21 protein-coding genes are annotated in these 25,714 nt (G+C 56.7%); 13 read left to right on the plus strand and 8 right to left on the minus strand.

Annotated features, from left to right (window positions below; all coding sequences use genetic code 11):
* Window positions 1-194: 194 nt before the first annotated feature.
* On the plus strand, window positions 195-359 hold the full coding sequence (locus tag CWO91_RS42650) for a hypothetical protein (protein ID WP_165405183.1): 165 nt from the start codon (window positions 195-197) through the stop codon (window positions 357-359).
* Between the two features lie 199 nt (window positions 360-558).
* A complete protein-coding gene (locus CWO91_RS42655; RefSeq protein WP_165405184.1) occupies window positions 559-729 on the plus strand; it encodes a hypothetical protein in 171 nt (56 codons plus the stop codon).
* 820 nt (window positions 730-1,549) lie between these two features.
* Here the strand turns inward: CWO91_RS42655 and CWO91_RS43965 are convergent.
* Together CWO91_RS43965 and CWO91_RS02490 are read right to left on the minus strand one after the other, a co-directional pair.
* Window positions 1,550-1,708 (minus strand): hypothetical protein, encoded by a 159-nt coding sequence (locus CWO91_RS43965; protein WP_245471094.1) that lies wholly within the window; start codon window positions 1,706-1,708, stop codon window positions 1,550-1,552.
* Between the two features lie 3,180 nt (window positions 1,709-4,888).
* Window positions 4,889-5,110, minus strand: a complete 222-nt coding sequence (locus CWO91_RS02490) for a hypothetical protein (protein WP_130212096.1) — start codon at window positions 5,108-5,110, stop codon at window positions 4,889-4,891.
* 699 nt (window positions 5,111-5,809) lie between these two features.
* On the opposite strand from CWO91_RS02490, the gene CWO91_RS02495 reads away from it, so the two are divergent.
* Window positions 5,810-6,052: a hypothetical protein gene (locus CWO91_RS02495; protein ID WP_130212097.1), complete on the plus strand. Its 243-nt coding sequence runs from the start codon at window positions 5,810-5,812 to the stop codon at window positions 6,050-6,052.
* Between the two features lie 200 nt (window positions 6,053-6,252).
* Window positions 6,253-7,368: a serine/threonine protein kinase gene (locus CWO91_RS02500; protein WP_130212098.1), complete on the plus strand. Its 1,116-nt coding sequence runs from the start codon at window positions 6,253-6,255 to the stop codon at window positions 7,366-7,368.
* Between the two features lie 126 nt (window positions 7,369-7,494).
* On the opposite strand, the gene CWO91_RS02505 is transcribed toward CWO91_RS02500, so the two are convergent.
* The gene (locus CWO91_RS02505; protein WP_165405186.1) at window positions 7,495-7,884 is read right to left on the minus strand and encodes an H-NS family nucleoid-associated regulatory protein; all 390 of its coding nucleotides are present in this window, start codon (window positions 7,882-7,884) and stop codon (window positions 7,495-7,497) included.
* Between the two features lie 730 nt (window positions 7,885-8,614).
* On the opposite strand from CWO91_RS02505, the gene CWO91_RS02510 reads away from it, so the two are divergent.
* Window positions 8,615-8,986: an H-NS family nucleoid-associated regulatory protein gene (locus tag CWO91_RS02510; RefSeq protein ID WP_130212099.1), complete on the plus strand. Its 372-nt coding sequence runs from the start codon at window positions 8,615-8,617 to the stop codon at window positions 8,984-8,986.
* A 74-nt stretch (window positions 8,987-9,060) separates the two neighbouring features.
* Here CWO91_RS02510 and CWO91_RS02515 read toward each other — a convergent pair whose 3' ends face one another.
* The 3 genes from CWO91_RS02515 to CWO91_RS02525 form a co-directional block, all read right to left on the minus strand.
* A complete protein-coding gene (locus CWO91_RS02515; RefSeq protein WP_130212100.1) occupies window positions 9,061-10,527 on the minus strand; it encodes an exopolysaccharide biosynthesis polyprenyl glycosylphosphotransferase in 1,467 nt (488 codons plus the stop codon).
* Between the two features lie 173 nt (window positions 10,528-10,700).
* On the minus strand, window positions 10,701-12,695 hold the full coding sequence (locus CWO91_RS02520; protein WP_245471095.1) for a hypothetical protein: 1,995 nt from the start codon (window positions 12,693-12,695) through the stop codon (window positions 10,701-10,703).
* A gap of 117 nt (window positions 12,696-12,812) precedes the next feature.
* Entirely contained in the window at window positions 12,813-15,137 is a 2,325-nt protein-coding gene (locus CWO91_RS02525; RefSeq protein ID WP_130212101.1) for a polysaccharide biosynthesis tyrosine autokinase, read from the minus strand.
* 406 nt (window positions 15,138-15,543) lie between these two features.
* On the opposite strand from CWO91_RS02525, the gene rfbC reads away from it, so the two are divergent.
* The 7 genes from rfbC (at window position 15,544) to CWO91_RS02560 (ending at window position 22,635) form a co-directional block, all read left to right on the plus strand.
* Window positions 15,544-16,101 carry a dTDP-4-dehydrorhamnose 3,5-epimerase gene (rfbC, locus tag CWO91_RS02530; RefSeq protein WP_130212102.1) on the plus strand — a complete coding sequence of 186 codons (558 nt, stop codon included), beginning with the start codon at window positions 15,544-15,546 and terminating at the stop codon, window positions 16,099-16,101.
* Between the two features lie 14 nt (window positions 16,102-16,115).
* A complete protein-coding gene (gene rfbB / locus CWO91_RS02535) occupies window positions 16,116-17,174 on the plus strand; it encodes a dTDP-glucose 4,6-dehydratase (RefSeq protein ID WP_130212103.1) in 1,059 nt (352 codons plus the stop codon).
* Between the two features lie 8 nt (window positions 17,175-17,182).
* On the plus strand, window positions 17,183-18,169 hold the full coding sequence (gene rfbD / locus CWO91_RS02540) for a dTDP-4-dehydrorhamnose reductase (protein ID WP_130212104.1): 987 nt from the start codon (window positions 17,183-17,185) through the stop codon (window positions 18,167-18,169).
* Entirely contained in the window at window positions 18,078-18,953 is an 876-nt protein-coding gene (gene rfbA, locus CWO91_RS02545; protein WP_130212105.1) for a glucose-1-phosphate thymidylyltransferase RfbA, read from the plus strand. The genes rfbD and rfbA overlap by 92 nt, the downstream gene beginning before the upstream one ends.
* Window positions 18,954-19,210: 257 nt before the next feature.
* Window positions 19,211-20,377 (plus strand): DegT/DnrJ/EryC1/StrS family aminotransferase, encoded by a 1,167-nt coding sequence (locus CWO91_RS02550; protein ID WP_130212151.1) that lies wholly within the window; start codon window positions 19,211-19,213, stop codon window positions 20,375-20,377.
* Window positions 20,378-20,396: 19 nt separating this feature from the next.
* Window positions 20,397-21,395 carry an NAD-dependent epimerase/dehydratase family protein gene (locus CWO91_RS02555; RefSeq protein ID WP_130212106.1) on the plus strand — a complete coding sequence of 333 codons (999 nt, stop codon included), beginning with the start codon at window positions 20,397-20,399 and terminating at the stop codon, window positions 21,393-21,395.
* Window positions 21,396-21,582: 187 nt separating this feature from the next.
* Window positions 21,583-22,635 carry an NAD-dependent epimerase/dehydratase family protein gene (locus CWO91_RS02560; RefSeq protein ID WP_130212107.1) on the plus strand — a complete coding sequence of 351 codons (1,053 nt, stop codon included), beginning with the start codon at window positions 21,583-21,585 and terminating at the stop codon, window positions 22,633-22,635.
* A gap of 165 nt (window positions 22,636-22,800) precedes the next feature.
* Here CWO91_RS02560 and CWO91_RS02565 read toward each other — a convergent pair whose 3' ends face one another.
* Window positions 22,801-23,070: a hypothetical protein gene (locus CWO91_RS02565; protein WP_130212108.1), complete on the minus strand. Its 270-nt coding sequence runs from the start codon at window positions 23,068-23,070 to the stop codon at window positions 22,801-22,803.
* Window positions 23,071-23,135: 65 nt separating this feature from the next.
* On the opposite strand from CWO91_RS02565, the gene CWO91_RS02570 reads away from it, so the two are divergent.
* On the plus strand, window positions 23,136-24,227 hold the full coding sequence (locus tag CWO91_RS02570; protein ID WP_283810923.1) for an acyltransferase family protein: 1,092 nt from the start codon (window positions 23,136-23,138) through the stop codon (window positions 24,225-24,227).
* A gap of 120 nt (window positions 24,228-24,347) precedes the next feature.
* Here the strand turns inward: CWO91_RS02570 and CWO91_RS02575 are convergent, their stop codons facing one another.
* Complete coding sequence (locus CWO91_RS02575; protein WP_208752969.1) at window positions 24,348-25,691, minus strand: NAD(P)H-dependent oxidoreductase; 1,344 nt, start codon at window positions 25,689-25,691, stop codon at window positions 24,348-24,350.
* Window positions 25,692-25,714: the final 23 nt, after the last annotated feature.

The following is a 25,714-nucleotide window of genomic DNA, read 5'->3' on the forward strand; positions in this document are numbered from 1 at the left end:
CGCAGAACGCACGCATCGTACGCGCGGCGGAGCGTTATTTATCGCATCATGTACCGTGGCTCGACGGAGTCCTGAAATTTGCGTGATCGCATCTCCAAACGGCGCGGCGTGTTTCCTTCGCCGCTCGAACCATTGGATTGTCGAAAGGCGAGTCGCGTGTCAGGCGCCGCTCGCGAGCAATGATGGGAGATCGGGTGTCAGCCATTCTCAGTTGGGGGCGCATCTTATCGTGTCAATTGGGGGAAGCTGCCGGACGGCCGGCAGCTTCCGACGTCGCCTCCGTCGCGGCCGACAGCAAGGACCAGATCTACGTCTTCAACCGCGGCGCCCATCCGATGGTGGTGTACCAGCGTGAATAACTCCGACTCGGCGTCGACTTCTGACGCATCTGCCGCGCGACTTTTCCATGTCAGCCCTCGTCATTCCCGTCCCAGCAGCGAAAGCCTGAGTTGGCACCGTAAGCGGCGGAATTCACAGATATCCACTCCGCGCCAACTCGCGGTTAGTTGCCACCCCGCACGGCGTAGGCCCAGCCTATGTGGAACGTGATTCGAGAAAATGATGAATCTGGAGCAGTTCAAGGACAGGTCCATTGATGAGCTGTGGGACCTCCACAGCGTCGTCGAAGCTATTCTTGCGGCGAGGCTCATTGCCAAGAAGGACGAACTTGAAAAGCGTTTGGGATTGCTCCACACGAAATCCCCGATCGGCCGTCAGTCAGAGCATTGATCTGCCGAAGGCTGCAATATCGGATTAGATCGGCGCTTGGACAACGGCGGCGCGCTCGTCGCAAGATTTCACACAGTGGCATGGCTGACATGATAATCGCCGAATCCGACCGGATAGGCAAAATTAAATAATTAAATGTGTAATAAAAGCCAAAAATAATATGGAATAATAATTTAATTTGGGTTACGATGAGCCAATTGTGCCGGACGAACGCACAAGGATCTCGGAAGAGACGACTCCAGCATTCCGCTTTAGCCCCAGGATGCAGGAGCCGTTTCTCCGAGTACTCGGGTGAGAAGAATCGGATTGAGCGTTCCCCCGGGCGCTGGACAAGATGCGAAGACAAAATTCTTTAGAAGCTGGTGGACACTGAGCGTCACCGGGCTTTATCGCCCAGACCTTGAACCTAACCGGAAATGAGTTGAAGAGGCGAGGCTATCTCCTCGATTGCCGCTGGCCATGCAGAAGCAGATCGCAATTGCCCTTTGGTCGTTGGCCGCCGCATGCGTGCTGGCTTTCATATTCGCGGCGATCGTCTCAGGCCGCGAGTTCCGTAGCGCCCATAAACGTGCGAGCATGGGAACAATCCTAGTTTCAAGCTTGCTCAGCGTAACGTGTGATGCGTGCACCGATCGGGATTATTGAAGTCCCGGCGGCAAGCTCCAGCTAGAGTTGGGTAATACTTTTCAAGCTCGATTTATGGTGGTAACGATCGGATGCAAGTTCGTTTGAACTTTCGTCATAATAAATCTGAGGCTCATTTAAATCGATAACCTTAAACCCTGATCCGATCGCAAGCTCAGGGCGAACGCAACGACCTTCAGTTGTTGGGCCTAGTTCTCCAGCCGTACTCCTGATGCTGGATCGTTGTGGCAATATCGACATCTTTGCCGGCCGACAGGCGCCAAGCTGCTACCCCGAAGCACAAGGTCAGGGTCAGGGCGAGGGCGAGCAGAAGCATGGAGAGGAAATGGCTCACGCGTGTGTCCCCGCAAGATCTGAAACTAACAGCAAGAACGAGCACAGAGGCGCGATTCGGAAAATGCAGGCGATCTGACCCATCGGCCGTTTTTCCCAATCCAGACACTGCGCCAAAAGCGCTCACGATTGGGACGTGCGCAACAACCGTCCGCCAAGCGGGTAAGTTGGACGATAGGGTCAATGACCAGTATGAGGATACCTCATGCCCGCGAGGGCCCCTGAGATGGCCCAGACGACTGCTTTTCGGATTTGACCCACAAAAACAACGAAAGATCGATTGCAAACAACTGTTGGCGGCACATGCCGCCGGCCGACGCGGCGGAAACCAGAGGTTCGCCGCTTCATGTTGGAGAGCCTCGCCTTAAGGAAGACAAGCGACGATCGCGAGAACTACATCGGCGGCGAGGTCACCCGAATACATCGACAAGAGCAACTCGGCGCCAAGCACAACTGCAATTGCTTTGAGCGTGATCATTTTGAAACTCCCTCGCCAACAGAGGGGAAGCTAGACCCGCACGGTTTCCGGACTGCTTCGGGGAGGCAGTAAATGATTTCGTTCACCAACCCGTTATCTGCGACGGCCTCGTATCTGGAGGCTGACGATGGGAGCACCAGCGAGCCTTCAATCCAAAAACACCAAGCCTTGTTTGTCCCACGGCCGCCCCCGGGGCACGTTCGGGGATATTTTTTAACAAGGATCTGCTGACCGCGCAGTGTGAAATAGGTTATTTCCACAACCACAAAATGAGGCTAATATGGCTGAATTAACTGGTAAACTCATGTTGTTGTTATATATTGTGAGGGGCCGATGGATGTTCATAGTGCGCGTCTCCAGCGTGTTTCTTCGGAAGGCCGAAAGCTGAAAGATATAATGCAGGAGATCCAGCGGCTACGCAGACTTATCAACCTTGCAGAGGCCGAAGTGAGAAGCAGGCAGCAGAACAGCCGGCCCACAAAAAGGAACAACCTCAGGCTCGTTATGGATACAAGCGTCGCAACGAGCGCCAATTCTCACTGATCTCACTGACCTCTTTTCGAGGAGGACTCCGATGAGACTAGCTCTGCCTTATACCGGCTTTGCGGTTTGTCTCGCAGTCGCAGCCTGGCTTACCTTCGTTCACATTTTATAGGACGATCAAAGGCAGGTGCCCCGCCAAAAGCCTCGATGGGCGACCAGCCAGCAGGCTTGGCTCGCTGCCGCCGCGCACAATCACGCCGCGTAGCCGTAAGCCTTGCAGATAACCCGGTGGCTGCGGCTCGTCAGGCCATCAGTCGACGAGGGCCGGTCCCAGATTCACCTTGCCCGCTTTCATCGGTGTAGCCCTGACAGGAGGCGAGCAGGTCACGCACGCCGGTTCGCGCATCTCTCCCAACCACCGGGCGGCCGCGAGAACGCAACGAAGGTCGGGTTCTCTCTTCGGGCTCAAGCGACTTTTGGAGCAGATGAGGCTCGAGCTCGAAGAGCTGGAATCGTCAGCAGCCGATGACGAACTGGCGGCCGGGAAGTCTGCGGCTCGAAGAGCCGGACCGTGCAGTCGTTCCTGCAAAAACGTCCCGTAACCCCGTTCGCCGGTCATTTGCTGCGCGAGCGGGTCGTGATCGCTGCCCGAGCGACCGAGCTGTGGACGCTAGGAGCGGCACCTCGCCGAGCCGCTCATTGGAAATTAGCGCTGTCTGGTCGATGGGGCCTAGCAATGGCCGGAACGCCTGGTCAATGCCCGCCGGAGCGCCGGCGCCGGCCGCAAGACCTCCCTTGTACTTGAACGTCTGCTACTGTCGCTTGACCAATACAATAGCCGTTCCTGTCCAGAACTCGGCCTGCCATTCTAAGCAGCTGATGCTGAGGGGGCCTGTGATGAGCAGCGATGGTTGGGTGTACGACCGTTCGGTTGTCCTGCATCAGCGCGTTTCGGCTCTCGCCTTCGAGCTTGCAGCGCTCAACAACCTGCGGAGCCGGGTGTCGAGGGCCGAGGAGAGCAAAGCGGGAATACGCCGGCGACGCCTGATTCTCCATAGGACGCCTTGTCGTGCTGCCACCTGACAAAGGGCGAGCGGCGCGTAGAGATCAACGAAGCGCTACGCAGTGATGGGCGCGCTCGATCCTGCGGTATTCGGATTATCTCCGATTGGCGGGGGCGAGGAGCTGGCCGTGCATTGATCGACATGCTGACGAAGGGTGTCATTAGCCAAGTGCTCCCAGAACTCAGCCTCGGCGAGAAGCTTCCAGCTTCGATCAGGATAATGCGCAGAAGTCTGTCGGCACAACAACGCCATCGCGCGCAAGCGGCGTACGGTCTCCATCCACTCCTCCCATTAGTTTTCCCCACCTTATTTTCTGTTTTGCTTAGTAGCCATTATGATTATGCCAAATAATCAAGTTTAACTTCCAAGGCGGTAATTCGGAGGCCCGCAACTTGCGCTTTGCTTTCAAATCGCCTCTCGAGCGCGCAACGGCCGGACACAGTTGAAGCGACGCCTTAATAAAACGAGATAGGCAGATATCAGAAGGGACAAGTGCAACTCAGGTGGAGCGCATGATCGGCGGCAGCGCGTCGCCGGCGGTCGCGTGGCTCGAAAAGCCACTTGGAAGCCCTCGCTAGGATTGGACCCGCGTGCGGTAACTTGTCCCAGACCGGGGTCGTCGCATCCGCGACGCCGAGCCCGATCTCCGTCTTTCTCCGGAGCTTGGCGCTTCCGCCCTTCGTACTTTCTCTCGAAGCCTGACCAATTGAGCAAGTAGGCCAACGAGTGCGATGGACGTGTGACGCAGAACAGCCAAGCGGCGGCAAACCCCACTACTCACTACAGTACCCCCCAAACACGTCCTTGCTGGATCAGCGACGGAAACCTTGAGCTTGTGACGTGCCAGCATGACGTCTAGCCGAGGGATCGCGGGATCGTCAGTTCGCTTTACGACAATACGCCGAAAAATTTTTTGAACGTCTCTTCAAAAAAACTCATCAATATAAGAACTTGATGAATGCATGCGACATGACGCGTGTGAGGACGGAGCGCTCGATGGTCTAGAATCTCCTGAGGTCCGGCTCCCAGATAAGCCAGTGCATGCCGGCGGCAACGCCGCTCCAACTGAATTCAGCAAGCATGGTGCGAGATGAGACCGTCCGCCCGAATTGGCGTGATGCCACTTAGTTTGGATCCGCGTCCGTGTCGAAACACGCTACGCATCGGCACAACGGGCGGCAACGAACATTTCCACGGGCCGAACGACCGGCTCCTCGACCCATGCCTCGCGAGCGAACCAGTTGTGATTGGCACGACAGTCCGGGCAATGGGTATTGCCATAAAACACAACGCTCCGCAGGAAAGTCTCACGGTCGGACTTGATACCAGTTGGAATCACACGACCAGTTTGCGGGCATTTGACCATGACCATACCCATGTGAGCCTCCCTTGGAAATTTATTTGTTGTTGAAGCGAAGAGGACCGGCCGGCTGGAGTGCGTCGTCATCAGTGCGGGTTACTTGGGGGGCATCGCGCACCGAGGGTCGTTTGTTCGAGCAAAGGGCGGCGTGCTCGTGACGGCGCTTCTCCAACCGGCCGGATCGCTGCTTGAGCGATTCGCCGGGCTTTGGCTCGGCAGCGCGTGAGTATCGATTATGCGGTCGCACCCGAGAACCCGTTGGGCGCCATTGAAAACTGGCCCGGCTGAACGGATGCGGAATTGTGTCTCGCGACGAAAACGACCACGTCGCCCGTGATGGACCAATCGCCTAACTCGATCACTGGCTTCGCTCCCACGCTCGTCTACGAGGCAAATATTCGCTATCGGATTTTAATGTGCAAACTAAATTCGGCGCTGTCGGTCTGGTTTGCGACTCTTGTCCGGATTTATTTGTGTCGTCGTTCGTACGGGAAGCAAGGCAATTGAAGGCGTCAGGCTCAACAGCGCCGCCGCGCCCTTGTTCGACGGCTTCCGTTCCCTCTATCGCTACGATGCAATGTGCTTCTTTGTCTTTGAATGGTCGCGTCCGGTTCGAATGCGAAACAAATTTTTATTATATGGTAAAGATATAATTGCGTTGTTAATTGCTGCCGATGGCGTAAGCTAATTCTTCAAATTCTTCGGTCGGAGGAGACGATGTGGGAATCAATTCATAAGCACAACTCCGCCTCGGCTGCGCAGCAATTGGCCCAAATGCGCGAGGAATTAGCGAGTATCGGCGAAAAGGAGCGCGTTCTAAGAGAGCGGAGTGCCGATCGAGAAGTTTACCGGTATTTGCTGGAAGCTCACCGGTTGATCGCGCGGACGAGCTTTCTCGAGCAACAAGTGTTGAATATTTCTCCACCTGCGGCGGGCGAGGGCAGTCAGCTGGCGGCGTGACTGGGGTCACATTGTCATTTTGAAGCGAAGCGCAGCCGGGGAGGTGCACCCGCGCCGGATGAGGACTTGCAGCGCGTAGTGGTCTGAATTTTCTGGGCAACAGCAGTTCGTTTGATCGCGATGAATAATGCATCTCAGGAAGTTGCCGCCGCCGCGTCGAGACCGCGGCGAGACAGATATTGTTCATATTGGCTGGAGCCGTGCTGGAAAAATCATCGGTAGAGATGGCGTTGAGACCGGCCGCGGGTGCAGTCTTCGCGCTGCTGGACGGTCGATCAGTGCTTTTCAGCGAGACAAGTCAAAAGATCTATGAGCTGGACCAGGTGGGGGCATTCATTTGGTGCAAGTTGGCACAAGGCGCTTCTTTGGAAGACGTCCATCGGGAACTCGGCCAGCTAGGCTTTGATGAGCACGCAGCGCGCCAGTTCACGCGGCAGGTCATGAACATCTGGATCGATCGAGGGTTGCTCGACATCGACTGGCGAATGCCGGCCAATTGTGCCTTCTCAGCGGATCTGGGGCGGCGCAGGATCAGTGTCCGGGCCGCAAATTGGGACCTCCTGCAACAGTTGATTTCGCTATTTTGCGCTCTGGACGACAGCTCCGGCGAAGACGATATCGTGATCGAGGCAATGGTGCTGGACGATCAGGTGTTCTTCCGTGGGAATGATGCTAGGGTCCACAGGTGTGAAGCCGGTGCCGTGGCACCGGCAATCAAAGCTCACATCACCGAGCGACTTATCCGAAGCGATCGTTGGGTTTTCGCGCTCCACGCCGCTTCTCTTGCGAAGTGCGGTACGGGCCTGCTGCTATGCGGCCAACCGGGAGCCGGAAAATCGACTCTCACAGTGCGGCTGGTGAACGCTGGATTTCAGTATGCCGGTGATGATGTTGCGCTGATCGGGGCTGACGGAACGATCTGCGGAATCCCATTTGCCCTCACCCTCAAGGAGGGGTCGTGGGAGGTCCTGTCGCGACTATATGGCGATTGGAACGACGTGACGCATTGCCGGCCCGATGGCGCTCAGGTGCGGTATTTGCCAATTCCGGACGCGCACAACGGATGCCTTTCCGCCAGCTGGATCGTCTTTCTGAACCGGGTTGCAAGCGGTCCCGTCGAGCTGACCCCGCTGGATCAGCTTGGTTCGATGAAGCGGCTCATTGAGGGGGCATTTGCCGCGGACGGGAGACTTTCGCAGGCCGGCTTTTTCGCTTTGAAGCGTATTGTTGCGGGCGCGCGATCGTTCCAACTTACCTATTCCGAGTCGGCTGAGGCTCGGGGGCTGCTGATGGACCTGTGCAATGGCAAGGCATAAGCGGCGCTGACGAGCGTTGGCAATTGCTTCGCGGTCCGGACCCCCGTCCAGGTCGGCAGATCGCTTTCCATATCCGCAGGGCCAAACATCTCAGACAACCGAAGACATCTCTGCAGCTGCGCAGAGCTAGGAGTGTCCTCGACCACCAGCATTCCGATCGGACGATTCGCCGTTCTCGCGAATTCTGAACTCTTCGAGCGTGTGCCCTGATTGGAGCGCCGCAACCAGCCAGCGAGGCTGTTTACCGCGTCCCGACCAAGTCTCCGTCGGCTGGAGTGGATTGAAGTATTTCGGCACCACCTTCGGGTATTTGCGGCGCGGCGGCTGGCCCGTTCCCGTCTCGGCGGCGCCGCTTTCAGCTGCGGCGAACTGCTCAGGCTGGTTGAGCTGCGCAAGGCGTTTTTCGAGTTCCCGCTTCTCGGCCGTGATCTTTTCGGCAAGTATCTTTGTTAGCTCCTCGTGGAGGAGCCAAAGTTCTTCAAAGTCCATGGCTTCGAGATCTTGCCGATGCAGCATTCTCGTCACCGTTTACCTGACCCCTGATCCATCATCCTCACCTTGCGAGTATCGTTATTCGAGCGGCGAATGAAACGATGGACCAAGGTCAGCGCTTCAATTGACGCAGCAATAAATAAATAGTATATTATTTAATAATTATTGCGAGGATTATTTTATTAATTGGCTCGACGAGTGAGCAAAAAGTGGCGGTAGGGCACAAGAGCAAAATGAATATTGTCGATTACCCTCTCAGACGCCTCGAGAGTTCGATCAGCCGGTTTATCGCTCCCTCGGCTGCATTGACGGACGTCCGGGCTTTGAAGGAGCAAATTGAACTTCGACGGCGCGCGCTTAGCGACATCGAGGCCATTCGCTTCCAGCTGCAGCTGACGGAAGGGCGCATCATAAGAAGTTTTCCCAGAAGGGGGAAAAGCCGCCTCGCCCGCCGCGCACATTCGCTGAGATTGCGGCGTGGCAGATTACCCTTGCGGCCCGTCTAATTCATTCCTTCATTCTTAGAATCGTCCCTTGCCTGCGGACGCGGCTCCACGTATGGCGACGCTATGTCCCTTCCCCGCGATTAAATTGTGCGGATAGTTTATTTTTCCGTCTTGATTAGCGCCGGTTACTTAGTTAAGTGGGGCACGCATTTCGGTTCGGTTCCATACATTTTTTTTGGAAAACTGACACTCGGACTTGATTAATCAACCGGGGCGGTATCAAATGGGCGCAACTACAGGATGCTCGCATGACGACTAAGAAGCTTGAACTAGAAGCAATGTCCCTCGACGATCTTTGGTCGCTTCATGAGGAAATTAGCGGGATTTTATCAGCCCGGATTAAGGCTGAAAAGCAGGAACTAGAGAAGCGGCTGGCGGTGCTCGGGGGCGGTATGGGCACTTTTGCCAATTCCTCGGCGGGACCCGAAATTTCGTCGACCGGAAAGCCCAGACGCAAATATCCGCGAGTGCTCCCGAAATACCGCAATCCTCAGACGTCCGAAACCTGGTCGGGTCGGGGGAAGCGGCCACGATGGCTGGTTGCAGCTATTAAGTCGGGCCGCAAAATCGAGGAGTTCCGCTTGGGCGAAACAAATTCGAGGGTCCGACAGCGGGCGTGATTTGATCCGATCGCAGCATCCAGTCTCGCGCGGCTGAAAAGTGATTGCCGGCGGGCCGCCATAAGTGATGCAACTCAACAGGCATTGCGGCCCCGCAATACCTCAAGAGGAGTCCGAAGCAGGATCTCAAGATCAAGCCGAAGACTCCAATTGTCGACGTACCAAAGATCGTACTCCACACGTCTCTCAACCATGGTCGCTGTAGGCGTTGGTCCACGGCAGCCATGGATTTGAGCCCATCCGGTCAATCCGGGTCTCACTCGGCGCCGGAAGGCATACTTCCGGACGAGCTTGTCGAACTGTCCGTCGTGGGCCACGGCATGGGGGCGTGGGCCTACCAGTGACATGCTGCCGTCGAGAACATTCAACAGCTGCGGCAGCTCGTCGAAGCTCGTTCGCCGCAGCCATCTGCCGACCCTGGTGATGCGCGGGTCAAGAGGCGTTGCCTGAACGACGACGGGTCCATTCTCAAGCACATGCATCGTCCGAAACTTTCGGATAGAAAATATTCGGCCATTGAAGCCGCATCTTTGTTGCTTGAAGAGGATCGGACCGGGAGAATCTAGTCTGATCGCGACCGCAGCTATCGCGAGCAATGGTGCAAAGACTGTCAACGCGAGTCCCGCACCGATAATATCAACTATTCGCTTGCTTGCGCGCTCGATTGCGGTGAGGGGGCCGGGCTGGATCTCTACGCAAGCGGCACTTCCCAAGCTCCTCGTCGGATGTCGAAGCAGTTCGGATGCAGCACCAACCGGGACGAACACGATAGGGAAAGGCAGCACCCTCAGGTCGGAGATAAAAGCACGAAGGTCGGCCCATCGTTCGGGATTGGCCTCCAGCACGATTTTATCGACCTCGGAATTACGAATATGTTCGATCACGCGGGAGCTGAGCCGTTTTCTGGAACCAGGGTCCGAGCCCATCGCGGGCAAACCAAAGCGGCCCTTAACGCGATAGCCGAGGAGCGCGAGCGTCTCCGACAGGCCGGCATGAGCCGAGGGCGGCTGATCGGTGATCAGGACGAGATTCGTCCGAGCGAACCTCCTGCCACTGAAGCATTTTATCAGCAGTATCCTGGCAACGCACCGTTGCGCAATCAAAGATGCCAGTCCAAGTGCCGCAAACAGGAGGCCGGCACCTCGGAAGAACTGGGGATTGTCATCGAGCATCTCCACAGCGGCGGCCAGGACGTGCAACAAGATCCACGTGAGGCAAATGGCGCGAACTTGGCTTCGGAGTACGAGGAGCTCGGTTGGCCGATACAGTCCCCTGCCTTTCAGAATGTAGACAAAAGATACTGATGCTGCTGCCGCGTAGGCGCATGCCTGGGCTAGGCCGGCTGGTGCCGGGCTGCCGGGCGAAAGAAGCACGGAAAGGAAGCCGGCGAATAAAATGGTCGCGATATCGGCGCAGATCGCTACAAATTCGACAGAGTCGTACCGGACGGGCCATTTGCCTTCATCAGCAATGGACGATTGTGAGCTGACGAGAGTTAGATCGCTCTCATGGTCGCCGATATGCCGGTTGATAAAATTCATGGCTAATCAACAAGGAACGCAGGCGGTTAATAATTAATATACTATAAATTTAAATATATTAATCAACCTGAATTCGTCGCAGATTCGATAAATTTAATTGGAGCCCGTCAAACGCGTCGCGATATCAATCAGGGACTGATCTGGGTGCGATCGGGCATACTGCTGAAAAACGGTTATGGGCCTCGCGAGCGCAACTTCTGAACGTAACCTGGGTCGAGCTCCGAAATCGAGCTCTCGGCAAACGCCCTGCCGTCCGCTGATGCCGACTGGTATGCGGTGGCGATGGCTGGCCGGAGTGCGGTCCGGCCGGTAATGGCAACTTTAAGGTCGCGTCGGATAAGATCCCGAAGCTCGGGCTCCTTGATCGCAGCATCAGTGCCGAGAGCGACGGATAGCCGTAGTGGAATAAGATCCAGCGCGTTTGGTGCAGTATAGTAGGACATCTTAAGTAAGCTTGTCGTATCATAAGTCGCCGCGTGCTGCTTTGAAAGCGCCGCAAGCATGAGCCAAACGTCGCCTCGAAGGGGTGAGTATTCCAGCACTGAAGAAAAAGCATTCAAGTCCGCGGACCGCCCGGTGTTCTGCGGGTCCGTAGCCTTGTCAGACTTAAGGCGCACAGTTGCAGTGAAGCCTGAGGTCGCCGCGGCATTCTCGCGCGTGGATTGGAGCGCTGCGGCCCAGGCTTCGTTCGAACCGGCAACCGCTGCAGCTGAGAGGCGATCTCCAAAAGGCCAGCTTTGCGAGACCATCCAAGCCGCTTGCGCACCTAACAGCAATCCGATCACTGTCAGAGCAATGCGCGTCACAGGCCATGGGGAAGCGAAGGTGATTGAAGGAATTCGTCGCGCTGCCGTGGTTCGGTCGCTGGCTTCCTGCGTAAGCTGCCGCAACTCGATGGACTCCACGTCGCGGGCTGTATCGGACAGGCTCTGAGCAAAAGCCAGGCCGTAGACTGCCGCCACCAATAGTGATGCCCATAAATCGAAAAGGCTATTTTCGGCAAAGGCCAGTATTGTCAACGATACGGAAGCGCCTGCGCCGACCGCCGGGTATAAGTAAGCATGATTGCGAGACAGGGCGCGCCCGAACAAGATGCAGGCGCTGATGACGGCGGCTATCAACAGGCCGCAGAGGAACGTACGTCCCATCTCGACCGCGACCGCGGCGGCAGCGGTCGGCCGTTCGCGCATTGCGAGCATGCCAACGTCCCCATAAATCGGCAGAAGCGCAACAAACGTACCCGCACCGGTTCCAATCGGGTGAGTGTCCTGTAGCATCCGCTCAGTCGCTGCCCGAGTTTGCGTCGACAAGGCAATCGTCAGGTCAGCATTCCGATTAACCGGAACGAAGGTGAAGCCGGCGACGAACAACATGGCGGCAGTCGCGAGAACACCAGCTCTGCCCCACAGGCCAAAGAACCATTTGCGAATAGCGACCACCGTGAGGATGGTTGTCGCTCCGAGCAGAGCGGCAATCAGCGCGGTCGAACCGCTACAAAGCGCGATCGCTGCAACGGAGACGATCAATGATAGAATTGCGCAGCTAAGAATGGCGAGCGGTCCTGTCGGCGAGCGAGGGGACCGTCTAGGTCGCCGCAGCCGGTCGACCGCACGGATAGCCATTGCAGTGGAGAGAAGGACACCAAGTGCCGCCACGGTCGAGCCGGTCCAAACTTGTTCGGCGGGCCAGGAGCCACTCAGGTTGTTGTTTCTCCATACCGAAAATATGGAGCTGACGGCGGTGATCGATACAAGGATATAGAGGACCTGCGCCGCCCGATGTTTGTCCAGAGTAACGAGTGCGGTGACGAGGGCCGCAGCGATGACAAGGTTGTAATGTGAAAGCGCCAGTATCGTCTCGCGTACATCAACCGAGAACCTCTCTGCGAGAGGTTGGTCCAGGGCTGCCGACGCTGTCGCCCAGATCTGATTTCCGAGGCCGTGGAGCGGGATCGGAATCAACTGCAAGACGATCCAAAGCACGGGTGCGGCGAGAGCCAGAATGAACAGGGGCCGCAGAAGCTTCGCGAAGCAGGCGAGGGTCGACGAGGTGGAGAAGAGGCCGACGGTCAGTATAGCGGCCGCAAGAATGCCCGATAGCACACCTGAAGCCCTTAGGTTCTCGGCCACAGCAAAAGCTGCAGAAATGGCCGCAGGCACAGCGAGCATTGTAGACTGGACAACCATTTTACACCATCTCTGACTCTGACCCGCTTAAATCGGAGAGCATATTGCAGAAGGCGCTGGCTCCATCGTTAGGTCCGACGTATGTCAGAGAAAATCGTCCTAAGAGTCAGACAAGCCATATCTAATGTAGTGGCTGTCATCGTAGTAATCACTTCGGTGAGCGTCGTACCGTGCCATTGCCCTTATATCAGTCTTGTTAAGGACCACGCCGATCAAGGAATCGCAGATGGTCGGCGCAGTATGCAGGGCATGCTGAACCACATCGATTTTCGTCCGCCCCCATTCGACAACGAGAACGTAGCAGTCGATCAACGGCGCGGTGACGCGCACATCCACCAGAGGCGAGAGTGGAGGGAAGTCCACAATGACGTAGTCATAGGTCTGCCGCAAACGATCGAATAGCTTGCTTATGTTTTCGGCAGAAAGGATCTCGCTCGTGTGAAGCAGGGGCCCACGGCGGACGGCGGGCAAGAATGCGAGATTGGTTCTGGGATCGTGCCAGAGCGCTTCTTCGAGGGAACGCTTGCCGTTTACGACCTCGAGTAAGCCGAAAGAGGCGTTTGGAGCCATAGCAGCAGAAAGTGAGGGGTTTCTGAGGTCGCAATCGACTACAATGGCCCGCTTGCCGCTATGTGCGATGAGGTGAGCCAGAGAGGCTGCAATCGTCGTCTTGCCCTCATTTGGCAGAGCCGACGTGATTCCGATCACCTGGTTGGAGGCCTTCGCGGGGGTGTGGTCTATAGCAAGCTTGATCGAACGGATGGCTTCCGTGAAGCGCGAGAGCGGCATCCCGATAACGGCCCGGTGAAGCGTCGGCACGTTTGACATCGTGCGTGATCGCAGATCTTCATCCAGTTGCTGGGATCGGACGGTCGACTTCTGCGCCTTCGGAGACGACAGCAAGGGGACCAGCGACAAGCACGGTAGCTCCAGTGCGGCCTCTATCTGTGAAGAGGTACGAAAAACTCTGTCCACGACATCTCTCAGAAGCGCCAAGCCGATCCCGAGTGCGAGTCCAGCGGCTAGGCCGAAGCCCAACACCAACTTTGCCTTCGGCTTGCTCTTGCGCTCTGGCGGGGAGGCGGGAAAGATCACCCGTGTTTCCGAAATCGGAAATGTTTCCTGCTGAGTCGCCCCCATGGAGTGCTGCAGAAACGCCTCATGCATGGCGCGCAGACTTTTCGCTCGGCTCTCCAGCTCGCGTATGGTTAGTTCTGCGGAGTTCGTCAGGCGCGATTGCGAGACGGCTCGAGCAAGTTGCTTCTCGAGTTCCTGCTGGCGCTGCTGAGCGGCTTCCAATTCGTTTCTGCTGGTTTCGGCGAGCCTCTTGACCTCCTCGAGGATCGATGTGCGAATGTCACGTATCCGGGTCCGCAGGTTGACAACCGCCAAATGGTCGCGGCCGAACCGGGCTGACCAATCGGCTTCGCGACGTGACAACTCGAGATATTGCTGGCGAAGCGTATTGATAATCGCACTCTGGAGGATATCGGCGCTCGCCGCGTCAGGAGTGCTGATGGAGGATGAGCCAGCTGCATTGGCGCGCAGGGCCGCTTCGTAGCGGTTGAACTTGACCTGTGCATCGGAGGTCTGGGTTCGGGCGGCGACCAATCGGGCGTTGAGATCGTTGACGGGCTGTTCGTCAATCGATTTTCCGCCGGTCGAGACGATGTTGTTCTGGGACTTATATGCGCTCACGGCGCGTTCGGCCGTCAGTGCTTGCTCATTGAGGTTATGGAGGCGTTCCTGCAACCAACTGGCTGCCGTTCGCGTGGCCTCGAATTTCGCATTCATCTGGTCGTTGATGTACGCATTAGCCACGGCGTTAGCGATCTCCGCCGCGCGTTCCGCGTTGCTCGAACTGTAGCTGACCTCGATGATCTTGCTAAATCCGATCCTGTACGCTGAGAGCCTGTCCAACAGCGCGTCGATCGCGCCCTCGTTGGGCGTATCAGCCTTCGAAGCGTGCGCCGGCTGCTGGCCGGGGTTTCGAATGCGATGCAGTAGCGAGCTAAAGGACCACCGTGAACCGGTAAGGTCTGGATCGTTGGCGAGTTCCAGCTGTGTTATGACCGCCGCTGCAATTCCCCGCGACCTTATCATCTGTAGTTGCGTTTCGATCTGGGCCGCGTCGACGACGGGCTCCGGAACAAGCGACTGTTGCTGAACGAATTGAGCTCGAGGATTGGACAGTAGGATTTGTACTTGCGCCGTGTAGGTGGGAGGAGCGAACCGCAGGTAGAACATCGCGGCAGCGAGTGCGAGAGCCGCGGTGACCACGATCATAAGATATCGACGTCTTACAAAGCCGACCGCGAACTTGACGAGATCGCCGATTCCCCCGCCGCTGATTTGGCTCGACTGGGCCTGCTCACCCAGAGGCAAGCGCGTTCTGTCGGTCTGTAGAAGATTGCTCTGGAGCATCGGGTACCTGTCTGGGTCGGGAGCATGTCGGATTGGTCGCCCGCATGCGAGCGTCGAGTATATGATTTATTAATTGAATATACCGCAAAAAATATGATTGCCAAATTAAATGTTATTCGAGTATTAATTGGGCGATTGTTACGGGAGAGCATTTCTTCACGATTTGCACGCCGCGGTTGTTCGGGCGGTAGTCCGTGATTGAAATTAAATGAGATATGAATTCTGGTGGTTAAAGGATAGCTCGGCGGGACCATGGTGATGGTGAAAAGCTTGTCGGGTCTCCCCTATTATTCCACGACGGTCGAACGCTTGAATGGGCCGCGTTTCTGCTGGCATGGCGAGGCGCTGCGAGTCCGGCTCGATGCCTTCTGGCAGGACTGAGCACCACGTACCGGAGGACGTTTCTATGCTGGAAGTACGGTCTTTAGGGATCCCGGATATTAAGATGATTCACACGGATCGAGTATCCGACGCCCGGGGGTACTTCTGTGAGACGTTCCGGCGATCGGCGTTCGCAGAGAGAGGGATTCTCGTCGATTTCGTTCAGGACAATCAATCCAGGTCAGATAAGGTCGGGACAGTCCGGGGCTTGCACTTCCAGCGACCGCCGTTCGCCCAGGCGAAGCTCATCCGGGTGCTAAGCGGCGCCATTCTCGATGTCGTCGTCGATCTTCGGCGTTCGTCGGCGACCTTCGGAAAGCATATAGCTGTCAAGCTGGATAGCCAAACGGGGGAACAACTGCTTGTCCCGAAAGGCTTTGCGCACGGTTTCTGCACGCTGCAACCTGAGACCGTCGTGTTCTACAAGGTCGACCAGGTCTACGCTCCAAGCCATGACGGAGGGCTCTATTGGGCCGATCCGGCACTGGCGATCGAGTGGCCGGTGACAACAGCCGACGCCCAAGTGTCGCCAAAGGACAGGTCCCTGCCCAAGCTGGACCAGCTTACGGCCGTTTTCGAGTGACGGAGAGCGGTCAGATGCGCGTTCTGGTGACAGGGGGAGCGGGATTTATCGGCTCTGCGGTGTGCCGCAGCTTGCTGCTGCAGAGGGGCGCCGCAGTGATCAATGTCGACAAGCTGACTTATGCGGCCAACTTAGCCTCATTAGCGCCCATCCAGGGGCTACAGTCGTATTTGTTCGAGCAGCAGGACATCTGCGACCGCGAGGCCATGGATTTCGTGTTCAGCAGCTACCAGCCTGACGCGATCATTCACCTCGCGGCCGAGAGTCACGTCGACCGCTCGATCACCGGCTCGGCGGCTTTCATTGCCACGAACATTGTGGGCACCTACACGTTATTGGAAGCAGCCAGAAAATATTATGAGGGCCTCTCGGTACCACGACGAAAGCGGTTTCGTTTCGTTCACGTCTCGACAGATGAGGTTTACGGGTCACTCGGACCCGCTGACTACTTCCGGGAAGAAACGCCTTACCGGCCGAGTTCGCCCTATTCGGCGAGCAAGGCAGCCTCGGATCATCTCGCGCTTGCCTGGTTCAAGACCTATGGCCTACCGGTCATTGTGTCGAATTGCTCGAACAACTACGGGCCGTTTCAATTTCCAGAAAAACTCATCCCTTTGACGATTCTCAATGCGATCGAGCGCAAGCCGCTGCCGGTGTATGGCAACGGCCGAAACGTCCGCGACTGGCTGCATGTTGAAGATCATGCGGCAGGTTTGATCACGCTTCTGTTGGAAGGCAAGCCCGGCGAGAAGTACAATTTCGGCGGCGATAGCGAACGTTCCAACCTCGAGGTGGTCACCCAAATCTGCGACGTCGTCGACAGACTGCATCCCGGTCCGGCAACGAGACGATCGATGATTACTTTTGTGCCAGATCGTCCCGGACACGATGTCCGCTACGCGATTGACGCGTCGAAAGCTCACCGAGAGCTCGGCTGGCGGCCCACAAGGACGTTCGAGCAGGGCCTGGCCGAAACCGTCGCATGGTATCTCAAGAGCCGTGCCTGGTGGGAGTATGCCCGCAGCGGGGTCTATGACGGCTCGCGTTTGGGTCTCTTCGCCACACAACATTGAGGCTGCAGATGACGGAAAAGCCCATTTTGATTGTTGGTCGCAACGGTCAGTTGGCAAGGTGTCTTCGTGACCTCGCGGCGCTGCACAGCATGCCCGTCGTCGCCCTTGGACGCAGTGAACTCAATCTGGAGGCCCATGGAGAACTCCGCCGAGCGATCGATCCGCTCGCACCGTCCATGATCATCAACGCTGCCGCTTACACGGCGGTGGACCTAGCAGAATCGGAAGTAGCCAGAGCATTCAGCATTAATCGCGACGCAGCGGCCGCGTTGGCCGATGTCGCATGGCAAATGAATATACCGTTCATCCACATCTCAACCGACTATGTCTTTGACGGCACAAAGCTGGATGCTTACGAGGAAAGCGATGTTCCTGCGCCACTGAATGTGTACGGCGCGTCGAAACTGGCTGGCGAAGCGGTGGTTCTAGCTGCTCACCCCCTGGCAACGGTAATTCGCACTTCATGGCTATATAGTTCCCATGGCAACAACTTTGTTCGGACGATGCTGCGGCTCTGTGAAGCGCAACAGAGCGTCAGGGTCGTTCAGGATCAATGCGGAAATCCAACATCCGCGTTCGATCTTGCGTCGGCGATCCTTCAGCTCTCGGGACGGCTGCTAACCCACGATCGTAGAGCCATGGCCGGCATCTTTCATCTTGCCGGACAAGGTGAGACGACTTGGCATGGGTTTGCCCAAGCGATTTTCGCCTTGCTCGCTCATCGCGGAATCCGAGTGCCGCAGCTTGAGGCGATCACGAGCGAGGAGTACCGGACCGCCGCGCGACGGCCACGGAATTCGCGCCTCGATTCATCCAAGGCCGAACGCGTCTTAGGCATTCGATTGCCGTTATGGCCTTGTTCTCTCGAAACCTGTCTCGACCAACTCGCGGAAGGTGGAATCGATGCTGAAAGGAATCGTGCTGGCTGGCGGCAGCGGAACTCGACTGTATCCAATCACGAGAGCGGTCAGCAAGCAGCTACTGCCGATCTATGACAAGCCGATGATCTACTATCCATTGTCGACGCTGATGCTGGCAGGCGTGCGCGAGATTCTCATCATAACCACGCCTTCAGATCGGTGTCAGTTCGAACGCTTGCTGGGGGACGGCAGTCAATGGGGAATTAGACTCAGTTACGCGGAACAGCCCCGACCCGCCGGTCTTGCGGATGCATTCATTGTTGGCGCCGACTTCATCGGGAGCGATCGCGTTGCGATGGTGCTTGGAGATAATATCTTCTTCGGCGACGGCCTGAGCGACTTGCTCGCAAGGGCTGCCGAGCGCGAGGAAGGTGCAACCGTTTTCGCCTACCACGTGCGGGATCCGGAGAGGTATGGCGTCGTTACATTTGATGAGGCCGACCGTCCGCTGCGAATCGAGGAAAAGCCCAAGCAGCCGAGCTCGAACTGGGCGATCACGGGTCTCTATTTCTTCGACAACAACGTCGTGCGCTACGCACGACGCGTCGAGCCGTCGTCACGCGGCGAACTCGAGATCACGGATCTGCAGATGCGCTATCTTTCGGCTAAAGCGCTCCATGTTGAGCGAATGGGGCGCGGTTTCGCCTGGCTCGATACAGGCACGGTGGAATCGCTGATCGATGCGGCGATGTTCGTGCAGACGCTCGAAAAGCGACAGGGGATGAAGGTTGCCTGTCTGGAGGAAATCGCCCTGAGGCAGGGCTTCATCGATCGCGATCAAGTCGCCACGCTGGCTAGGCCTTTGGAGAAAAGTGGCTACGGCAAGTACCTGAACGAAGTCTCGCATTTCCTTCGATAGGACCAGTCGACCGTCTCGGAGCCGGCCGCAGATTGGGGTCGCAAACTTTGCGCTGTCCAAACGGCGGCCCCTACGGGCCAATTTCCAATGGCAAGCTTTCGGGCTATTTAATCCGGCTCGCGGTATACAGCTCAGCTCGGAAATAGCAGCCGGCGTTTTCGTTATTTTCTATTTTATTTTTTGCGATTTATGATTTGATTTAAATTGAATAGTGCGATTAAACTGATTTCGCCTCGACGATGAGTATGGTAACCGATTTGATACCCTTCTTGGACTTGAAAGCACAAGCTCGGACGGTCGGATCGCAAATCGACGTTGCGATCGCGCATACCATTCGAGACGAACGGTCTACATGGAGACGTGAAGCGGGCGCTTTCGAGAAGCGCTTCGCGGATTACTGCAATGTCGCTTGCTGCTGCGCCGTTAACAGTGGCACATCGGCAATCCGTCTCGCATTGCTGGCCGCTGGAGTGGGGCCGGGCAATGAGGTGATCACGGTCTCGATGAATCTCGTCGCGGCGACGGCTGCCATTGTCAGCTGCGGTGCAACACCTGTCTTTGTGGACGTTGATCCAGTCACCTGGACGATGAACCCTGCTCTAATCGAGGCGGCGATTACGAACAAAACGAGGGCGATCCTGCCGGCCCATCTGCATGGGCTCATGGCGGACATGGATCCAATCATGTCGATTGCCCGCCGCCATGGTCTCTCTGTAATCGAGGACGCTGCGCAGGCGCATGGTGCTGTGTACAAGAGCAGGCGAGCCGGCTCGATCGGAGATTTCGGCTGCTTCAGCTTCTATCCCGACAAGAACCTCGGAGCCCATGGCGAGGCCGGAGCAGTTGTTACCGATCAGCCGGAACTTGCGCGACGCGTGTCCTTGCTTCTCGATCGGACGGAGGAGGACGAGTGCAATCATGTTGTCGCAAGGTACGATGGCCGAATGGACGAAGTGCAGGCGGCAGTACTGAACGTAAAGATGGACCACATCGAAGCCTGGACCGAGGCACGTCGATCGATCGCCGCGGAGTATGATCAGGAATTGTCTAATCTGGCACTCGCGCGTCCGCGGCCACCCAGCCACAGCCGGCATGTCTATCATATCTACGCCCTTAGGCTTCGGCATCGCGATCAGGCTCTTGCCATGCTGGGCCGCGCGGGGATCGGCGTTGGCATTCATTACCCCGTTCCGGTCCATTTACGACAGAGCTACGTAGAACTTGGATATCGCGTCGGCGATCTGCCTGTAAGTGAGAGGCTTGCGCGTGAGTTTCTGTGGCTTCCCATTTATCCCGAGCTGTTGCCGGAGCGACCCGGCATTGTTGCCTCCGAAGTGAGAAAGGTCGCGACACGAGAGGCGCGAATATTCCGAAGCAACTGGGCATTTCAGGACAAAATGCCTCAATATGGCCGATTAGCCTAGAACCAGGAGAGCGGTCAGGATGGATCTCAAGGGCAAACGCGTTCTCGTTACCGGAGGTGCCGGATTCATCGGTTCGCATATCGTAGATTTGTTGTGCGACGAAGGCTGCGTCGAGATCGTCGCGCTCGACAATATGACGTCCGGCCGACCGGAGAATCTTAAGAAGTCGCTTAATCGAGGACCCGTGCGATTGGTCCGCGGCGATTTGCGTGACGCCAAGTTGGTAGAAGCTCTTGTAAAGGGAGCCAACATCATCTTTCACCACGCTGCACCATGCAGCGCCCATTGCATGGTCGAACCGCGTCTTGCCATGGAAGTCATGGTGAACGGTACCTTCGACCTGCTTGAATTTTGCGTCAGGTATGACGTCGAGAAGTTCATCGCCGCGTCCTCCGCTTCGGTGTACGGCGCGGCGGAGGAATTTCCGACGACGGAGCATCAGAGCCCGTATGGAAACCGTACGGTCTGTGGAACAGCGAAGGTCTGCAATGAAGGCCTGCTCCGCGCCTACAACGATATGCATGGTCTCGACTATATCGCTTTGAGATATTTTGACGTGTATGGCAGCCGAATGGACGTGCATGGTCGATACGCCGAGATGTTGATCCGCTGGATGGAGGAAGTGGAGGCTGGAACGCCGCCGGTGATAGTTGGGCACGATCAGCAGACCTTGGACTTAGTGCATGTCCGTGACGCAGCACGCGCAACCATCCTTGCTGCGAAGGCAAAGGTCAGCGACGAGGTGTTCAACGTGGGGAGCGGTATCGAAACAAGCCTGGTACAGCTCGCTTCGGCCTTGGCTTCCGTTATGGGCCATGACGGCGTGCTCCCGCAAATCGCGCCCGAGCACTCGATCAATCCTGTACCGCGCCGCGTGGCGTCGACAGGGAAAATGGAACGTCTGCTAGGCTTCCAAGCCACGGTGCCGCTCGAACTTGGACTGACGGAGTTTGTGAAGTGGTGGCGCTCCGAACGAGGACTTGCGACCGCGCGGCAACGGCAGGCTCTGGCTTCATGAGTCCCCTTGCTGTGCCACAACATCCCGTGAAGAAGCCGAAGCCGTGCGTGCAGCCATCCTGGCACTGGACTTTGCGGGCTCGAGGCGGTCTCCCCGATATGAGGGCGGCATTTGACGGGACGCAGGCCGAAACACTGAAGCCGGGCAAGGTTTCGTTGATGAAAATTGAGTGCGATGGAGAATGGCAATGCGAGTTCTTGTAACAGGTCATCTTGGCTACATCGGCACGGTCTTGACGCCAATGCTGGTCGGCGCCGGTCACGAGGTGGCTGGAATGGACAGCGACATCTACTCCCGGTGTACATACGCTGCCGGCGGTAGCATTCTCGAGGTCCCGACGATTTGGAAGGACGTCAGAGACGCGGAAGTTTCGGATCTCGTTGGCTTCGACGCTGTGCTGCATCTAGCCGCGCTCTCCAACGATCCGCTTGGCAATCTGAGGCCTGAACTGACTGACCAGATCAATCATCGCGCAAGCGTTCGCATGGCCGAGATTGCGAAACATGCCGGCGTACGCCGTTTCGTGTTCGCCTCATCCTGCAGCAACTATGGAAAAGCCGGCGAGGAAATGATCGATGAGACCGCCGCGCTCAATCCGGTGACAGCCTACGGAGAATCCAAGGTTGCCTCCGAACGTGATATTTCGTCGTTGGCCGGCGACGGGTTTTGCCCGGTGTATCTGAGGCCCGCGACAGCGTACGGAGTCTCACCGCGGCTGCGCTTCGATATTGTCCTGAATAACCTTGTTGCATGGGCGTTTACGACAGGAAGAATTCACCTGAAATCGGATGGCTCGCCCTGGCGGCCGATCGTCCACATCGAGGATATTTCCCGAGCTTTCATAGCCGCATTGGAGGCGCCTGCCGAATCCGTCTTCAATGAGGCATTCAATGTCGGTCAAACTGCTCACAATTATCGAATTCGGGATCTAGCCGAGATCGTCGCGAGCGTGGTGCCGAATTCCACGGTGGAGTTTGCCGAGGATGCGAGTCCAGATGAGCGGTCCTACCGAGTGAGCTTTGAAAAGATCCGCTGCAAGTTGCCAGGGTTCCAGCCACGCTGGGACGCTCGAATGGGCGCCGAACAGCTCTACACAGTCTATCGTTCGTCAAAGTTGACTTTGGAGGAGTTCGAGGGGCCGCAATATCAACGCATCGGCCATATTCGGAAGCTGCTGGCGGAGAGAATTCTCAGTAGTGACTTGCGCCGCACGAGACTGCAGCTTGCAGCGGTGTCATGAATGGTGAGCTCACCGTAGACGAAAAGCCGGTGGGCGGGAAGCCAGCGCGGGTATACCGCCGTCGCGCCCCGCGGTTTCGCTAGGGCGGGCCCGCGCTGACTGGCTGGATTTCGGGCGGTGTCTCGGCCAGCACGACGGGTTGCCGATCGTCATGCAGAGGACGAGTCATTCGCCCAATTTGCCCACAATGTCGCGGGTAAGGCATTGCAAGGTCGCGTCCTCTTGAAAATCACCAAATGTCGGAATCTCTCGAGTAGCGGCCAGCCGAGCTTCATTAGGACTATAAGCCGAGAAGCGCTCTGGCGTTGGTGCGGCGATAGTCGTCACCTTATTGTGAGCCAAAGCCGAGAAATTTAGATTTGTTAATGACCCGACGCCAAAATCCCGACAAATGGAAATAACATTCTCCGAACCAATGTTAGCGACAAGTGCCATCCTTTTCGATTCCACCGAAATAGGGAAAGGGCGCCGCGCTGAAGAAGTTTCGAGCGATCGAGGGACTGCGAGGCTGGCTGGCGTGGACCGTAGTCTTGGCGCACCTCGCATACTGTTCGGGCTCCAATATGGGAGCACTGGGATTGCATGTCAGGTCGTTGGGCCCGCCAGCTGTTCTCGTTTTCCTCGTCGTCAGCGGCTTCGTGATCACACACGTTGTTATCGAAAAAGCGGAGCCATATCCGGTCTATCTCGTTCAGCGTTTTGCACGACTGTTTCCGTTGTTTGCCACCACCTGCTTTTTTGGTTTCTTCACCAACGATCTGCTTGCCATTTCGCTAGCTGTTCCTGGTTTTAATGATTCCGAATTCGCAAGGGTTGTTAATGGTGTCGCCGCAAGCAATCATAAGTACTTCTGGTCACACCTTCTCGCGCATCTCACGATGCTGCACGGTGCCATTTCCAATGCAGCGCTGCCGTATTCGGAGTACGCATTCAACATGCCAGCCTGGAGCATTTCGCTGGAATGGCAATTCTATCTTGTTGCGCCGCTGATAATCTGCATCATCCGAAATGAATTGTTCATCCCGTTGCTGGCCGTCGCAGTTGCGATTTGTGAATTTTGGTTCAGAAGTGTCGTCGGCACTGCTCAGCCCGGAGCCTTGCCGCTTGGAGTTAGTTACTTCGTGGTGGGAATTGTGAGCCGATTCACCTACCCGTATGTGGAAGGCCACAATTGGCTTGTCCCGGCCGTGGCTTTGGCGATGGTCCTTTTTCCGTTGCGCAGTGAACTGCGACCGTTCCTGATCTGGTTTATTGTATTTTTTGGTCTTCCGCGGAAGTGCCAGGAGCGGCCGGGACTTGCTGGCAATATATACTCCTGCGCGCTCACGAGTGCCGTGGCGCAATATTTTGGTTCGCGCTCCTACTCGATCTTTCTGTGTCACTATCCTGTCATCTCCGCGATCGTTTGGCTCCTCTTCAACTACTCTGGGACTGTTCCTGGGATGCTGCTACTTTCGTGCCTGAGCATACCCGCCACGATAATCGTTTCAGAACTCACGTATCGATACATTGAACTGCCGGGGATCAAGATGGGAAGACGCGCCGCGGCCTGGATGCAGCCGCCGATCGCGTCGGGTGTGGCTTCCCAATGAATATTCATGCGAAGATCCGCTCGCTCAGGATCAACGAGTAAGGCGGGCGAACGGACTCCTCGCGACGCGTACGCAAGCCTGCGTCACATGGCTCGGCAAACGTGGTCATCATTCAGCCCTTCAAGCCGTGAGAGCGAATGAATCATCTCGGATGATCCGTTGCTCAAGCCAAGTGTTTCCATTGAAGTGCTTGTACTGTTCTGCACGCAGCTTGTCGGCCAGACGACCCGGCGGCAGATCAACATCCGCATATGTCAGGACTGCATCCTTTTTGACTGCGTGCCGCAACTTGCAGCCCTCTACGAGACCTTCGGGAAGGTATTGCATTTGGCTCATTTCCTCGGAGTTCACGGCTTCGCCATAGGTCATGTACATCCCATAGTCATCGAGGACCTCGCCCGCCGCCAAATCACGCTTGGCGACGGCACAGACCTCGACGACCGGACCGGCGATGGGAGGGGCGACCAAATCTTTGAAAAGAAACGCACGAGCAATCGAGTTCGGCACTTCGAAATGAACGAGGTGATATGGGGTGAAGAACGAGTACAAGGGGCCTTCACCCATTTTGTACAAGCTCAAATACTTCTTTTGTTTTGGATCGGTGTGCTCGGCTAGCACGTAGACCTTGGTCAGCGGTGTGCCGACGAGATAGTCGATGATTCCGCCCAGGGCGCGGACCTCGTCTATGTCGTAGAGTGTGCCTATCTTCGTGACGTCGCCGCGGTATTCCAGCCCGCGCGACATGCCGCGCGATCTTACCTTGAAGCCGGTAGCATTGGCGACGATCGTTTGCTCGAAACTGATCTTGGATCCGTCAGCAAAGCTGGTGACCATGGCTGGGTTCTGTCCCCATTGCTCGGCAAATCCCTTCTGCGTGGTGGGGGTACGATACGGGTCCTGAAGTCCCTTGATGTTGCCGACAACGCGTGGGATCAAGCCGAGTCCCTTTACCCATCGAACCAGGTTCATTTGCACTCCCGGTTCGTCGCCATCGCATGCGGATAGGGAGCCGCCGTACTTCTTTGCATAGACCTGCAAGATCGGCCCGATAGTCGCGTCAATCTCCGCGTTCATGAGCACCACGGTTTTTTGATGCTTGAAGGCTTCCAGCGCGACGTGGGCGCCGAATTCAACCGATCCGGTTACGTCGACGATCACGTCGACCAGGTCCGATCTGGCGAGGAGGAACGCGTCCTCGGTGACCGCCGGAACGCCAGCGGCAATGGCTCTGTCTAGCTGTCCTTGGTTGTCCGCGTAAACCACGTCGGTTAGGCCGGAATAGTTGAATACGTCACGGCCACGCTGTGGCTTTCGGCTGTATATGGCAACCACGCGCATTCCAGGAACACTGTTGTTTATCTGATTGGTAATCCCCTGAACCATGAAACCTGCGCCAAGCAGGCCGACGCGAATTGGCTTTCCGGCCGCATGACGGGCGTTTAGGGCGTGGTCGATGAGTATCATCGTAGATTCTTTCAACTAGAAGG

It is taken from the genome of Bradyrhizobium genosp. SA-3 (genome assembly GCF_004212635.1).
Taxonomy (GTDB): domain Bacteria; phylum Pseudomonadota; class Alphaproteobacteria; order Rhizobiales; family Xanthobacteraceae; genus Bradyrhizobium.

What these genes read in the sequence shown, in the direction of transcription:
- rfbB (WP_130212103.1), top strand. Translation starts at nt 16,116, where the DNA reads ATGCGCGTTCTGGTGACAGGGGGAGCGGGATTTATCGGCTCTGCGGTG.
- rfbD (WP_130212104.1), top strand. Translation starts at nt 17,183, where the DNA reads ATGACGGAAAAGCCCATTTTGATTGTTGGTCGCAACGGTCAGTTGGCA.
- CWO91_RS42655 (WP_165405184.1), top strand. Translation starts at nt 559, where the DNA reads ATGATGAATCTGGAGCAGTTCAAGGACAGGTCCATTGATGAGCTGTGG.
- CWO91_RS02565 (WP_130212108.1), bottom strand. Translation starts at nt 23,070, where the DNA reads ATGGCACTTGTCGCTAACATTGGTTCGGAGAATGTTATTTCCATTTGT.
- CWO91_RS02555 (WP_130212106.1), top strand. Translation starts at nt 20,397, where the DNA reads ATGGATCTCAAGGGCAAACGCGTTCTCGTTACCGGAGGTGCCGGATTC.
- rfbC (WP_130212102.1), top strand. Translation starts at nt 15,544, where the DNA reads ATGCTGGAAGTACGGTCTTTAGGGATCCCGGATATTAAGATGATTCAC.
- CWO91_RS02575 (WP_208752969.1), bottom strand. Translation starts at nt 25,691, where the DNA reads ATGATACTCATCGACCACGCCCTAAACGCCCGTCATGCGGCCGGAAAG.
- CWO91_RS02505 (WP_165405186.1), bottom strand. Translation starts at nt 7,884, where the DNA reads ATGCTGCATCGGCAAGATCTCGAAGCCATGGACTTTGAAGAACTTTGG.
- CWO91_RS02490 (WP_130212096.1), bottom strand. Translation starts at nt 5,110, where the DNA reads ATGGGTATGGTCATGGTCAAATGCCCGCAAACTGGTCGTGTGATTCCA.
- CWO91_RS02510 (WP_130212099.1), top strand. Translation starts at nt 8,615, where the DNA reads ATGACGACTAAGAAGCTTGAACTAGAAGCAATGTCCCTCGACGATCTT.
- rfbA (WP_130212105.1), top strand. Translation starts at nt 18,078, where the DNA reads ATGCTGAAAGGAATCGTGCTGGCTGGCGGCAGCGGAACTCGACTGTAT.
- CWO91_RS02495 (WP_130212097.1), top strand. Translation starts at nt 5,810, where the DNA reads ATGTGGGAATCAATTCATAAGCACAACTCCGCCTCGGCTGCGCAGCAA.
- CWO91_RS02525 (WP_130212101.1), bottom strand. Translation starts at nt 15,137, where the DNA reads ATGCTCCAGAGCAATCTTCTACAGACCGACAGAACGCGCTTGCCTCTG.
- CWO91_RS02560 (WP_130212107.1), top strand. Translation starts at nt 21,583, where the DNA reads ATGCGAGTTCTTGTAACAGGTCATCTTGGCTACATCGGCACGGTCTTG.
- CWO91_RS02520 (WP_245471095.1), bottom strand. Translation starts at nt 12,695, where the DNA reads ATGCTCGCTGTGCCTGCGGCCATTTCTGCAGCTTTTGCTGTGGCCGAG.
- CWO91_RS02515 (WP_130212100.1), bottom strand. Translation starts at nt 10,527, where the DNA reads ATGAATTTTATCAACCGGCATATCGGCGACCATGAGAGCGATCTAACT.